At 68.1% G+C, this 13,469-nt stretch carries 10 protein-coding genes; 6 read left to right on the top strand and 4 right to left on the bottom strand.

The window, feature by feature from the left end:
* Positions 1 to 84: 84 nt before the first annotated feature.
* The 4 genes from EDF57_RS17370 to EDF57_RS25550 all read right to left on the bottom strand — a co-directional run bounded on the left by EDF57_RS17370 (position 85) and on the right by EDF57_RS25550 (position 4,393).
* Positions 85 to 2,493 carry a TonB-dependent receptor gene (locus tag EDF57_RS17370; protein ID WP_134095165.1) on the bottom strand — a complete coding sequence of 803 codons (2,409 nt, stop codon included), beginning with the start codon at positions 2,491 to 2,493 and terminating at the stop codon, positions 85 to 87.
* Positions 2,494 to 2,534: 41 nt separating this feature from the next.
* A complete protein-coding gene (locus tag EDF57_RS17365; protein WP_134095164.1) occupies positions 2,535 to 3,497 on the bottom strand; it encodes a FecR domain-containing protein in 963 nt (320 codons plus the stop codon).
* A gap of 83 nt (positions 3,498 to 3,580) precedes the next feature.
* The gene (locus EDF57_RS17360; protein ID WP_132261640.1) at positions 3,581 to 4,117 is read right to left on the bottom strand and encodes an RNA polymerase sigma factor; all 537 of its coding nucleotides are present in this window, start codon (positions 4,115 to 4,117) and stop codon (positions 3,581 to 3,583) included.
* Positions 4,118 to 4,219: 102 nt separating this feature from the next.
* A complete protein-coding gene (locus EDF57_RS25550) occupies positions 4,220 to 4,393 on the bottom strand; it encodes a hypothetical protein (protein ID WP_166675302.1) in 174 nt (57 codons plus the stop codon).
* Between the two features lie 667 nt (positions 4,394 to 5,060).
* On the opposite strand from EDF57_RS25550, the gene EDF57_RS17355 reads away from it, so the two are divergent.
* The 6 genes from EDF57_RS17355 to EDF57_RS17330 all read left to right on the top strand — a co-directional run bounded on the left by EDF57_RS17355 (position 5,061) and on the right by EDF57_RS17330 (position 13,426).
* Positions 5,061 to 5,873, top strand: coding sequence for a ferredoxin--NADP reductase (locus tag EDF57_RS17355; protein WP_132261641.1), 813 nt, complete (start codon positions 5,061 to 5,063; stop codon positions 5,871 to 5,873).
* A 95-nt stretch (positions 5,874 to 5,968) separates the two neighbouring features.
* Complete coding sequence (locus EDF57_RS17350; protein ID WP_132261643.1) at positions 5,969 to 6,580, top strand: TetR/AcrR family transcriptional regulator; 612 nt, start codon at positions 5,969 to 5,971, stop codon at positions 6,578 to 6,580.
* A gap of 479 nt (positions 6,581 to 7,059) precedes the next feature.
* Positions 7,060 to 7,461 carry a hypothetical protein gene (locus EDF57_RS17345; protein ID WP_132261645.1) on the top strand — a complete coding sequence of 134 codons (402 nt, stop codon included), beginning with the start codon at positions 7,060 to 7,062 and terminating at the stop codon, positions 7,459 to 7,461.
* Entirely contained in the window at positions 7,458 to 8,747 is a 1,290-nt protein-coding gene (locus EDF57_RS17340) for an efflux RND transporter periplasmic adaptor subunit (RefSeq protein WP_243841120.1), read from the top strand. The genes EDF57_RS17345 and EDF57_RS17340 overlap by 4 nt, the downstream gene beginning before the upstream one ends.
* A gap of 66 nt (positions 8,748 to 8,813) precedes the next feature.
* Positions 8,814 to 11,999 carry a multidrug efflux RND transporter permease subunit gene (locus tag EDF57_RS17335; RefSeq protein ID WP_134095163.1) on the top strand — a complete coding sequence of 1,062 codons (3,186 nt, stop codon included), beginning with the start codon at positions 8,814 to 8,816 and terminating at the stop codon, positions 11,997 to 11,999.
* A gap of 11 nt (positions 12,000 to 12,010) precedes the next feature.
* A complete protein-coding gene (locus tag EDF57_RS17330; protein ID WP_166675301.1) occupies positions 12,011 to 13,426 on the top strand; it encodes a TolC family protein in 1,416 nt (471 codons plus the stop codon).
* Positions 13,427 to 13,469: the final 43 nt, after the last annotated feature.

The raw sequence follows: 13,469 nt of genomic DNA, 5'->3' as shown, positions 1-13,469 counted from the left end.
AAGTTTCGCTTCCCGTCTGCGCTTGCCCCGCCCGTCAGCAGGGAAGGCGGGAATCCGGCGATAGCCGGTGCGCGGATCGTGCCGTCAGAACCGCGCGTCGAGACCCAGGCGCAAGGTGCGCGGACGCAGCGGCGTCACCTGCTCGCGGCCGGTACTGAACGGCGTGCCGAGCGAGAAGCGGTTGCCCTGGACATCGGCGAGGTTGGTCACGCTCAGGGTGAGGCCGTAAGCGGGCGTGCCGAAGCGCATGTCGAACCCGCTGTCGAAGTAATTGCCCTGGGGCGCGCCCAGTTCCGGCCCGATGCCGAGGCGCGAGCGGCCGATGTAATTGACCCAGCCGTTGGCGTTGATGGCCCAGTCTCCGTCCCGGAACCCGCCAAGCTCATGCGTCCATGCCAGGGCCGAGTGGCCGGCGAACCGGGCGATGTTCGGCACCTGCATGCCCCGCGCGGACACGTAGCGCAGGACGTCCGCCCGCGAGAGCGTGGCCGCTGCCAGGCCGACCGGCGCCAGCACGTATTGCACCAGCGCCGCGGACGGTTCGTCCACTTTGCTCTCGTTCCAGGTCGCGCCCAGTTCCACGCGCAGGCCGGGCGCGAGCAGCACGCCGCCCGAGATGCTGGCGGACCAGACGCGGCCGTCGCCGATGTTCGCCGTGCTGGGCAGGCCGGAGCCGTCGATGAAGTCTGCCTGGATGTCCCGCCAGCGCGTGTAGGAAAGGCTGAGTGCCATGTCGAACGGACTGGCGCCGGCGCGGCCGTGGCGGGCACCGACTTCGAACGTGCCGGTGCGGTCGCTCTGGAAACGGCGCACGGCATTGCTCTCGATCGCGAAGCCGCCGGGGCGGAAGCCTTCCTGGTAGCGCAAGTAGAGCGAATCTTCCGGCGAGAAACGGGCGTTCAGCGCGAAGGAGGGCAGGAAGGTGCTCATCGTGCGCTTTGCCGTCACGCCCGAGGCGGCGAGCGCCATGGTGGTGGCCATGGCGATATCCTCCCCGTCGCCGCCGAGCCGCGAGCGGGTGAGGCGGCCGCCGCCGGTCGCCGTCAGCGGACCGGCCAGATGCAGGCTGGCCTCGCCGTAGAGCGTGAATTCGTCGATGGTGTTGCGCACCCCCGTCGCTGCCTTGCGCACCGAGAAGGCCGGGCTCTGGAAGTCGCGATTGAGGGTGGTGCGGTTGTGGGTGTAGCTGGCGCCGAGCAGCCAGCCGAAGCCGTGCCGCTCGCTCTGCCAGAGGCGCGTCTCGTGCACGATCATGCGGGTATCGTTGGTCTGCGAGAACAGCCGCGGATCGCCGCCGGGCTCGCTGGCGTCATAATGCTCGTGCAGGTCCTGCGCGACGATCCCGGTGGTCGACCGCAGATTCACCGCGCCGATCCGGCCCGAGATCACGAACTGGCCGAGGGCATAGTCCGCCCTTGAGCCTTCGGGCACCCGCGCCGAGCTTTCCAGCGGCTTGCCGTCCCGGTCCGCATATTGGCTGTCGTCGGCCTCGGTGGTCTGGGCCAGCGCGAGCAGGTCCATCGTCCAGTCGGGCGCGATCCGGGCGCGCAGGGCCACTTTGCCGCCCAGCACGTTGGAACGGTTGACGTTGGTGCGGCCGAGCAGTGGCTTGTCGATGTACCCGCCGGAGGTGGAGCTGTCCAAGGTGGCGCGCAGGGCCACGCTCTCGCCCGCGAGCGGCAGATTGACCGTTGCGCTGGCATCGGCACCGGGCGTGCCGTGCTGCGTCAGCGAGCCGCCCAGGATCACCGTGCCGCCCGTTTCCCCCATGACCGGGGCATGAGGCACCAGACGGATGATCCCGCCCAGGGATCCGGCGCCGTAGAGCGTGCCCTGCGGTCCTTCGAGCACTTCGACGCGGGCAAGGTCGGACAGGCGAAGGTCCGGGTCCGGCGCATTGTAGGTCAGCCGCATGTCGCCGAGGTACTGGCCGACGGTGGCCTGGGTCGGGCCGGTGAAGCTGGAATCGGCGATGCCGCGGATGAACAGCTTGTTGCGCCCGCTGCCGAGATGGGTCGAGGACACGGTCGCCAGCTGGCGGGTCAACTTTTCCGTCCCGCCCACGCCGCCCGATTCCAGCGCCTTGCCGTCAAGGATCGCGAGTTGGCCGGGCACATCCTCCACCCGCAAGTCCCGCTTGGTGGCCTGGACGACGATCGGCTCGCCGCGCGTTTCGACAGGGGTGGAGGGCGCTGCGGTTCGGGCTGCCTCGCGCGGCGGGCGGGCGAGGGGCGCTGCGGGCCGCGCGGCTTCGAGCCGCCAGGCCGAGGGACCGACCGGAACGGCGCGTGCCCCGGCCGCGCGGGCAAGCCGGTTCAGCGCCTCGGCCACGGGCATGCGCCCCCGCAGTGCGGGGATCGGGCGGCGGGCAATCGCCGGATCGGCGATGACGATGCTGGTGCCGGTCTGGCGCGCCAGTTCGACGACGGCTTCGCTTGCCGTGCCGGCGCGCGTCAGCACCTCGGCATCGCGCGCCAAGGCGGTCGCAGGCATGGCCGCGAGGGCCGCCAGAAGCCACGCCGCACCCTTCACGATCAGCGCACGCCGATCACCCAGCGCGGATCGGCGCCGTCCGGCCTTTCGGCGCGGACCTCGACGCCGAGCAACGGGCCGAGGGCGGCAGGGTTCTTGCGCAGCGGTGCCACCAGCAGCGAACCGGAAACCTGCCGCTCGGCGCTGCCGGGCGCCACGCGGTAGTCCACGCCGGTCGCGCGGGCGAGATCGGCGGCCACGGCGCTGAGCGCGGTATCCTGGAAGGTCACCCGCCCGCCCCGCCATTCGCCCACTTGCTCCGGCGCGATCTTGCCCAGCGTATAGTCGCCGGACCGGCCGCGCCGCTGCAGGATCTCGCCCGGGGCGATGCGCAGGTCCTGCGCTTCGGGATTGAACTGCACGGCGCCTTCCGACACCGCCACGCTTAGGTCGCCGCTCTGGCTGCGCACGTCGAAGACGGTGCCGACGTCGACGAGGGTGTCCTTCCCCACGGTCACGCGGAACGGCCTGGCCTCGTCGTGGCGGACGGTGAAGAGCGCCTGGCCGCTTTCGAGCCGGGCGAAACGCGGGTCCTTGCGGTCGAACGCCATCGCGGTGCCGCCGGCAAGATCCACCCGCGTCTGCGCGTCGAGCACGACGGTGCGGACCTGGCCCGGTGCGGTCTCGATCCGGTAGAGGTCGCGGCTGCCGGCCTGCCACATCCACAGGCCCGCGACGAGCGCCAGCGACGCGGCCAGCGCGCCGCCGATCCACGGCCGCGCCGACCGGCGCGGCGCGGCGCCTGTCGGAACGGGCGTTTCGCCCCCATCGTCATTGGCCGGCGTGGCGGCGGCGATCAGTTCCGCCCCGTCCAGAACGGACGCAGCGATCCGGTCGTAAGCGGCGGCATGGGCGGGGTTCTCGTCGAGCCAGCGCGTGAAGCCTTCCCAGTCCTCGAAGGCCGGATCGCCGGCGCGCACGGCCCAGTCGAGCGCCTCGGCCCGGATCTTGTCGTCTTCACTCATCGCGCGCTCCTTCTGCGGCGAAGACGGAGACGATGGGCGACGGCCTTGTTGTTCCGAGGCTGCCGGTGCCAGGCCTTTCGGTCTCAGGCCTCATCGCTGCGTTCCTTCCATTGGGCGAGCGCCCGATAAGCGATGCGCAAGTCGCTTTCCACGGTGCTGACGCTGATGCCGAATGCGGCCGCGATCTGCTTCTGCGCCATGCCGTCTATCCGGTGGCTGCGGAAAATGGCCGAGACGCGCGGGCCCAGGCTTTCGAGGAGGGAGAGCACGCGCCCGGCTTCCTGCGCGGCGGCGAGGCGGCGTTCGGCGGAAGGTTCGGGCGAGGCGCCGGCGTCGTCTGCATTCGCGTCCGTCCAGTCGCGCTCACGCGTGCCGGATTGCCGGGCGGAGCGGAAGCGGTCGATCATCAGGAGGTCGGCGGTGCGGAACAGATAGGACAGCGGCGAGGCGACAGGGCCGGGGCTGCTGCGCGAGATCTTCAGCCACACTTCCTGGACGATGTCCTCCGCCGAATCTCCGGCGCCGCGCGCGCGCAGGAAGTGCAGCAGCTTGTCCCGATTCTCGAGAAAGGCGGCTTCCAGGCCCGATCGGGAGGGGGAAGGGGGTGAGGAGGGAGGCATGGTCGCGGTTTTCGCGGCGACAGATAGACTGTCCGCAGCCTCGGGGAAAGCCTCTGGCGCGCAAGGCCGGCGGGCGCGCGGCCCGTGCGCTGGGCCGTCCCGTCAGCGGTGCGCGGCGGCGGAGGCGCGAGATTGGATGGCGCGATCGGTGAACAGGGCCAAGGCCGCCATGGCGCCGCCGGTGAGGCCCGCAGTTCCCATGGCGATGATGACCGGCTGCGCCATGTCGGCGAAGCGGTTGGCGCGGTCGTGGAAGGGTTCGAGAAGGCGGGTCATGGCAGGGTCTTTCGCGGCGTTGGAGGCGGGATCTGTTTCCTCCGTTTCGGCCGTTCAGGGTATTGGGATAAGTTGGTTCGTCTTGTTCCAGTTTCTTGAAGGGTCGCGCCTTGCCTCGCGTCGCCGGCGCTGCACGTCAACAGATGCGCGCATGTATGCTATTGCAAGTCGATAGCAATAATAGTAGTCGCGCCGCTATGTTTGCCTCTGCTGCCTTGCTCCCGGTTCCGATCGATGCCTCCCGCGTCGCTGCACCCGGACGTGGCCGCAGCAGGCGTCTTTCATGCGGAGCGGCGCATGGTGCGGTGAGAGTATTCGCGCCGCAGGCCGCGCAATGTGCGGCACCGGCGTTCCCGGATGCCGGGCCAAGTCTGGCTTTCGGGCGTGAAAATGCAATTGCGTTGCAAGCCCGGCGAACCGGGCTACTAGGCGAAACCTCCAAGCCCATGATCCCTTTTCGCCTCTCCCGGCACCGGGCGCTTGCGCCTGCGATTGCATCTGCTATGCGCCGCCAGCGCGCGCATGGCGTGCGGAGGGGCGGCGGCTCAGTCGGTTCCGCAGCGATGCGGAATGCTTCCGGTCCCGCTGAAAGCCTTGACTCTGCGGGCTCGCGCCTGTTTGGGCCCACATGTGAGCTTAGCCACTCTACCACCCGAGGAATGAATTGATGAGCGACGGTCAGGCCGTGATGCCCACTCTTGAACCCACGACGGCCCTTTCGGTCGAGGAAGTTCTCAGCGTCCGCCACTGGAACGAGCACCTGTTCAGCTTCACGATGTCGCGCCCGGCATCGTTCCGCTTCCGCTCCGGCGAGTTCGTCATGCTCGGCCTCCAGGGCGAGAAGCGTCCGCTGCTGCGCGCCTATTCGATCGCCAGTCCTTCGTGGGCCGAGGAAATCGAGTTCCTCTCGATCAAGGTGCCGGACGGCCCGCTGACTTCGCGCCTGCAGCTCGTGCAGCCGGGCGACCAGATCTATCTCGGCCGCAAGCCCACCGGCACGCTCGTCACGGACGCGCTGCTGCCGGGCAAGCGCCTGTTCATGCTTTCGACCGGCACCGGCCTCGCGCCGTTCATGTCGCTGATCCGCGACCCGGACGTCTATGACCTCTATGACGAGATCGTCGTCGTCCACTGCGTCCGCCGCGTCAGCGACCTGGCCTACCGCGAGGAACTGGAAAGCCAGCTGGCCGAAGATCCGCTGGTGGCCGAGCAGGCGCTGGTGCAGCTGACTTATGTGCCCACCGTCACGCGCGAACCCTTCCATACCAGCGGCCGCATCGGCGCCCTGGTGGAAAGCGGCCGCATGTTCGAAGGTCTGAAGGGCGATGCGCGCTTCAACCCCGAGACCGACCGCGTGATGCTCTGCGGCTCGATGGACATGATCAAGGACTTCTCGGCCGATCTCGAATCCTGGGGCTTCACCGAGGGTTCGAATGCCAAGCCGGGCGACTTCGTCATCGAACGTGCGTTCGTAGGTTAAGGAAGTCCCGGCTTCTTCCGTTGCCTGTCACGCTTGGTCTATGATCGAGCGTGACACTTTACGGACGGCAGGGTGCTACCTATATACCGACCGGTATGAAATGTTCGGCCCCCACTACGACTCGCGGTCGTCCGCGTGAGTTCGACCCCGAAGAGGCGCTGACGGCGGCGCTTCGGGTGTTCTGGCAGCGCGGCTACGAAGGCGCGTCGATGGCGGAGCTGACCGAGGCCATGGGCATCACCAAGCCTAGCCTCTATGCCTGCTTCGGCAACAAGGAAGCGCTCTTCAAGAAGGCGCTCGACCTCTACGAGCGCGACAAGCTGGCCTATGTCGGCAAGGCGCTGGAAGCCGCCACCGCGCGCGGCGTGGCCGAGCGGCTGCTGGAAGGCGCGATCACCACGCATTGCGGCGGCAGCGATCCGCATGGCTGCCTGGGTGTGATGTCCACCGTCACTTGCACGATGGAAGATCCCTCGATCCGCAACTTCGTCACCGAACGCCGGATCGCCACCGAGGAAGCGCTCATCGAACGCTTCGAACGCGGCAAGACCGAGGGCGACCTGCCCGACACCGTCGATCCGCGCTGCCTGGCCCAATGCCTGACCACGGTGCTCCAAGGCATGTCCGTCAAGGCCCAGGGCGGTTCCTGCGCGCAGGAATTGAAGGGCGTCGTCGATACCTACCTGACGATGTGGCCGGGCCGTTAAGCGGCTTAAGCGCCGAATTCGCGCGCTGTCCCGGATCATCCTGAACGTGTGTCAGGATGACGCCGCGTAAAAGGGCCCTTCGAAAAAATCTCATTCAACCGGCGTTCAGGCCTTGAAATGAGCACTTTCGAACAAATCTTACCAAGCGGTACAGAAAGTCGCTTGACGGGATACTGCACCGCAATATATACCGCTTGGTACAGAACGAGGTAACCCGACTCGCCGCTTGAGGGAGTAGCGGGGGCCAAGTTCCCAAGGGTCCGGTCAACCGGGCCTCCCCTCGGTGCCGCCTGTCCCCGCAGGTGACTCCTAGAATACGAACCTGTGCAGAAGACGTTTTCGGAAGTGCGATTCCGGGGAGTGTCCTTCTGCGTCTCAAGACTTTCCGACGCCCCTTGCGCCGGAGAACCCCGGCGCGCGCCCTTTTTCCCCTCCTGTCCCGAGGGCGCGTGCCGGGCACTTTCCAGGGAGCACGAATCATGGCCTTCATCGACTTTTCCGATGCGGCGCTCCAGGCGCTGCCCGTAACCCGCCCCATTCCCGAGACGCCCCTTGGCGCCGTGTCCGAAATCCTCTCGCGCTTCGAGCGCAGGATCGTCGAACTGGCGCGGGGAGATGGTCTCGAAACGCTCCGGCCGCAGCGCAAGCGCGGCTGGTTCGCCCGCCTGATCTTCGGCCCGCAGCCGCCTTCGCCCACGCTCGCCAACGAGGAGCTGGAAGCGCTGCGCCGCCTGGCGGTCCAGGCCTGGCATCATGGCTACACGCTGCCTGCTTCCGTCATGAAGGAAGCCCGCGCGGCCGGCCACAGCGAAGCCAAGATCGGCGCCGTCATCGATTTTATCGGGCGCTCCCGCGCCCCGTTCCGGAGGCTTGCCGCGTGAATTTCCCCGTATCCCCAGAAACCCTCGCCGCGGCGGAAGCGGAAGCCGAGCTTCCGCGCAGCCGCCCGCGAGGCCGCCCGTCCCGCGGGCGCCAGGCCGCCATTGCCGCCATCGCGCTGGTCGCGGTGGCGGGCATCGGCTGGAAAACCTTCAGCCACTCCGAAGCCGACGCAGCGCCGATGGCGCCTGCCGTCGTCCAGGCCGCCAATCCGCTGATGCGCGACGTGACCGAGTGGGACGACTATGTCGGCCGCTTCGCACCCAGCAAGTCGGTGGAAGTGCGCCCGCGTGTCTCGGGCGCGATCACGCAGCTGTTCTTCAAGGACGGCGATTTCGTCCGCGAAGGGCAGCCGCTGTTCACTGTCGATCCGCGTCCTTACCGCGCTTCGCTGGCCGAGGCGCAGGCCGAAGTGGCCTCCGCCCAGAGCGCGCTCGTCCTTGCCAAGTCCGACTATGCCCGCGTCGCCGGGCTCAAGGGTGACGAGGCCATGGCCGCCAGCGAAGTGGACCAGCTTCGCGCCAAGGTCCGCGCCGCCACTGCCGCGCTGGCAGGGGCCGAGGCCCGGGTGCGCCAGCGTTCGCTCGACGTCGAATTCGCCACCGTCCGCGCGCCGATCTCGGGCCGTATCTCCGACCGCCGCGTGGACGTGGGCAATCTCGTCTCGGGCGAGAACGGCACCGGCGCCACGCTGCTGACCACGATCAATGCCGTCAGCCCGATCTACTTCACCTTCGATGCCTCCGAAGCGCTGTTCCTCAAGACCCAGCGCGAGAAGGCCGAGCACAAGGACGCCGCCAACGTCCAGGTCCGCCTCCAGGACGAGGCGGCCTATCGCTGGAACGGCAAGCTGGACTTCACCGACAACGGGCTCGACCCGCGCTCGGGCACGATCCGCGTGCGCGCCGTGCTCGACAATCCCGATGGCTTCCTGACGCCGGGCATGTTCGGCAACATGCGTCTGGCCGAAGGCGGCACGGTCAAGGCCATGCTGGTGCCCGACGATGCGATCCAGTCCGACCAGGCCCGCAAGGTGGTGCTGACGGTGGGCAAGGACAGCGTGGTCGCGGCCAAGCCGGTCGAACTCGGCCCGCTGGTGGACGGCCTTCGCGTCATCCGTTCCGGCCTTGCCCCGACCGACCGCGTCGTCATCTCCAACTACCAGGCCGCCATTGCCGGCGCCAAGGTCAATACCCGCCGCGGCCAGATCGCGGTGGATCCCAAGGCGGCCAGTGCCGTCTCCGGTCTCAGCGCGCCCGTGGCCGCGCAGGCCACGCTCGCCAACTGACATTCACCCATCGGGGGAGCGGTCCTCGACCTGAGTGACCGCTCCCCGTGACAGGGGCATATTCCCATGCGATTTTCCCGGTTCTTCATCGACCGGCCGATCTTCGCAGGCGTCATCGCGGTGATCCTCACCGTGGTGGGTGCGCTTGCGTTCTTCGGCCTGCCGGTCAGCCAATATCCCGACATCGTCCCCCCGACGGTGACGGTGACCGCCCAATATCCCGGCGCTTCCGCCGAAACCGTCGCCGACACCGTGGCCGCTCCGATCGAGCAGGAAATCAACGGCGTCGACGACATGCTCTACATGTCCTCGCAGTCGACCGGCGACGGCAAGGTGACCATCACCGTCACCTTCAAGATCGGCACCGACCTCGATGCCGCGCAGGTTCTCGTGCAGAACCGCGTCGCCATTGCCGAACCGCGCCTTCCCGACGCGGTGCGTGCGATGGGCGTGGTGACGCGCAAGACTTCGCCCGAATTCCTGATGGTCGTGAACCTGCAGTCGCCCGACGGCACGTTCAACCGCGACTATCTGTCGAACTATGCCCTCACGCAGGTCAAGGACCGCCTTTCGCGCCTGAACGGCGTGGGTGACGTGCAGCTGTTCGGCTCGCGCGACTACGGCATGCGCATCTGGATCGATCCCACCAAGGCCGCCGCCATGAACCTGACCGCGGGCGAGATCGTCGCCGCGCTCAAGGCCCAGAACGTGCAGGTCTCCTCCGGTGCGATCGGCGCGCCGCCGTATGATCGCGACAACGCCTATCAGGTCGGCGTCGAGATGCAGGGCCGCCTGACCACGCCCGAGCAGTTCGGCGACATCGTCGTGCGCACCGATGCCGAGGGCCGCCAGGTCCGCGTGCGTGACGTGGCGCGCGTGGAACTGGGCGCGCAGGACTACACAACCAACACCTACCTTTCCGGCAAGCCCACGGTCGTCATCGCCGTGCTGCAACGCCCGGGTTCGAACGCGCTCGATGCCGCCAAGGCCGTGCGCGCCGAGATGGACGACGTGGCCACGCACTTCCCCAAGGGCCTCGAATACTCCGTCATCTACAACCCCACCGAGTTCATCGGCCAGTCGATCGACGCGGTGTACCATACCCTGTTCGAGGCGGTGATCCTCGTCGTCCTCGTCATCCTTGTCTTCCTCCAGAACTGGCGCGCCGCCGTCATTCCGATCATCGCGATCCCGGTCTCGCTGGTCGGCACCGCGATCATGCTCGCGGCGGTCGGATACTCGCTCAACAACCTCTCGCTGTTCGGGCTGGTGCTCGCCATCGGCATCGTCGTCGACGACGCGATCGTCGTGGTCGAGAACGTGGAACGCTACATCGAGGAGGGCATGTCTCCGCTGGAGGCCGCCCGCCGCTCGATGGACGAAGTGACCGGCGCCCTGATCGCCATCGTCCTGGTGCTCTGCGCGGTCTTCGTGCCGACGCTGTTCATCACCGGCATGTCGGGCCAGTTCTACAAGCAGTTCGCCGTCACCATCACCACCGCCACGGTGATCTCGCTGGTGCTCTCGCTCACGCTGTCTCCGGCGCTGGCGGCGATGCTGCTGAAGGAACGCCATGCCCTGCCAGAGGGTGCGCCGCGCTGGAAGCGGACGCTGCAAGGCGCCGCGGACAAGTTCAACCACGGCTTCGAACGCATGAGCGAGGGCTATGCCCGCCTCACGCTCACCCTGGTGAAGCGCCCGGTGAAGATGATGGCGGGCTATGCCGCGCTCATCGCTGCCACCGTGGGCCTGTTCTGGGCGACGCCTGCAGGCTTCATCCCGAACCAGGACCAGGGCTACTTCCTCGCCGCGATCTTCCTGCCGCCGGGCTCCTCGCTCAACCGCACGGACGAAGTGACGCAGGAAGTCGCCAAGCGCATCCTGCCGGTGAAGGGCCTGCGCGGCGCGGTGATGTTCGCCGGCTTCCACGGTCCTTCGCAGACCGCCGCGCCGGACGCCGCCGCCATCTACTTCCCCTTCAAGAGCTTCGAGGAGCGGAAAGCTCTCGGCGTGACCTATGAAGGGATCATGGCCCAGGCCCAGGCCGCGATGCAGGGCTACGACAAGGCGCAGGTCCTGCTGATCCCGCCGCCGACCATCAACGGCATCGTCCCCCCGGGCGGCTACCGCATGGTCGTGGAGGACAAGGAAGGGCGCGGTCTGGCCGAGCTTCAGAAGGCTGCCGGCGCGCTGATCGCCAAGGCCAACCAGGCCCCGGAACTGAGCCAGGTCTATACCTTGTTCACCATGAACACCCCGCGCGTCTTCGCCGACGTCGACCGCCGCAAGGCGGACATGCTGGGCGTCTCTCCCGCCAAGGTCTTCGAGGCGATGCAGGTCTATCTCGGTTCGGCCTACATCAACGACTTCAACCTGTTGGGACGCACTTATCGCGTCACCGCGCAGGCCGATGCCGAGCATCGCGGATCGACGGCGGACATCGCCAACCTCCAGACCCGCTCTGACTCGGGTGCGATGGTGCCGGTCGGCTCGGTCGCGACCTTCAAGGACCAGACCGGCCCCTACCGCGTGGTGCGCTACAACCTGCACCCGGCGGTGGAAATCGACGGCAGCTACGGCAAGGGCTACTCCTCGGGCCAGTCGCTGGCGACGATGGAGAAGATCGCAGGCGAAACCCTGCCTTCGGGCTACGGCACCGAGTGGACGGGTATCGCCTATCAGCAGGCCACCGCAGGCAATACTGCCGGCGTGGTGTTCGGCATGGCCGTGCTCTTCGTCTTCCTGGTGCTCGCCGCCCAGTACGAAAGCCTGACCCTGCCGCTGGCGATCATCCTGATCGTGCCGATGTGCCTCTTTGCGGCGATGCTCGGCGTGAACCTCAGGGGGATGGACAACAATATCCTCACCCAGATCGGTCTCGTCGTGCTGGTTGCCCTTGCCGCCAAGAACGCGATCCTCGTGGTCGAGTTCGCCAAGCAGGCCGAAGAGGAACGGGGCTATTCGCCGGTGGAGGCAGCCGTCTACGCGGCCCGCACCCGCCTGCGCCCGATCCTGATGACCTCGCTGGCCTTCATCCTCGGCACGGTGCCGCTGGTGATCGCCAAGGGTGCGGGCGCTGAGCTTCGCCAGGCGCTGGGCACGGCGGTGTTCTTCGGAATGACCGGCGTCACCGCCTTCGGCCTGTTGTTCACGCCTACCTTCTATGTCGTCTGCCGCAAGCTGGCGGCCTCCCTGCGGCGCAAGCCTGCAGCGGGTCATCACGCCAGCCACGCGGTCGTGCCGGCGGAATGAAAGGACGCAAGATGTCCCTGAATATCAAATCCCTGGTCGCGGGACTTCTCGCCGCGACCACCCTCTCGGCCTGCGCCGTCGGACCCGACTACGTCGCGCCGACGCCGCCGGCCCAGGCAGCGGCGCCCTTCGTGGGCGTCCAGACCGCCGAAGTCACGGCCGCCGCGCCGGACGATACCTGGTGGCGGCTCTACAACGACCCGGTGCTAGACGGCCTGGTGACCGATGCCCTGGCCGCCAATACCGATGTGCGGGTGGCCGTGGCGCGGATCGAGAAGGCCCGTGCCAGCCTGCGCGGCGCCCGCTCCGACCGCCTGCCGCAGACCGACGTCAGCGCCAGCGGGACATATGGCCGCGTTTCCGAAGCGCAGGCTCTTCCCGGTTTCGATCGGGAAGGGCGCCGCGTGGATGGCCAGCTTGCGGTCAGCTACGAACTCGACCTGTTCGGGCGCGTTTCGCGCGGGGTCGAGGCCTCGCGCGGCGATCTCGGTGCCGCGCAGGAAGATGCCGATGCGGTGCGGGTGACGGTCGTCGCCGATACCGTGCGCGCCTATGTCGATGCCACCAGCGCCGCCGACCAGCTTGGCGTCGCGCAGCGCACGGTGGACCTGCTCGACCGTTCGGCGCGCATCACCAATGCCCGCTTCGAGCGCGGCCTCAACGAGAAGCTCGATGTGATCCGCGTTACCCAGCTTCGCGAGCAGCAGGCGGCGATGATCCCGAGCCTCCAGGCCGCCCGCGATGCGGCGCTGTTCCGCCTCGCGACCCTGACCGGGCGCACCCCGCAGGACCTGCCCGAGGCGGCGCGGACCCGCACCACCACGCCGGACGTGAGCAGCCCGATTCCCGTGGGTGACGGCGCCACCCTGCTGGCGCGCCGTCCCGACGTGAAGGCGGCCGAGCGCCGTCTTGCGGCGGACACCGCCCGCGTGGGCGTGGCCACGGCTGATCTCTATCCCAAGATCACGCTGGGCGGATCGATCGGCACCACGGCAGTGGGCGCGACCGACATCTTCGGCGGCGGACCGCTGCGCTGGCTGCTCGGGCCGATGATTTCCTGGGCTTTCCCCAACCAGGAAGCGATCCGTTCGCGGATCGGCGGGGCCAAGGCCGATGCCAAGGCCGATCTTGCCAGCTTCGACGGCACCGTGCTGCGCGCGCTGGAGGAGACCGAGACGGCGCTTTCGGCCTATCGCAACGCTCTGCTGCGCAAGGCGCGCCTCGCCTCGGCCCGCGATGCGGCGGAGCGGGCGGCGAACGTCAGCCTGGCGCGCGAGACCAGGGGCCAGATCGATGCGCTCGACGTGCTAGACGCCCAGCGCACGCTGGCCCAGTCCGAAGCCGACTATGCAGCGGCGACCCGCGCCGTGGCCTTCGCGCAAGTGGACTTGTTCCGGGCGCTGGGTGGCAGCTGGCAGGAAACCTGACGGGCTTCGCGGCCCAAACGAAAGGGGGCGGCAAGGTGATGCC

The sequence above is a fragment of the Novosphingobium sp. PhB55 genome (assembly GCF_004368805.1).
In the GTDB taxonomy this organism is placed as follows: domain Bacteria; phylum Pseudomonadota; class Alphaproteobacteria; order Sphingomonadales; family Sphingomonadaceae; genus Novosphingobium.
The sequence above is the reverse complement of the archived record's forward strand: the minus strand, read 5'-3'. Positions and strand labels throughout refer to the sequence as shown.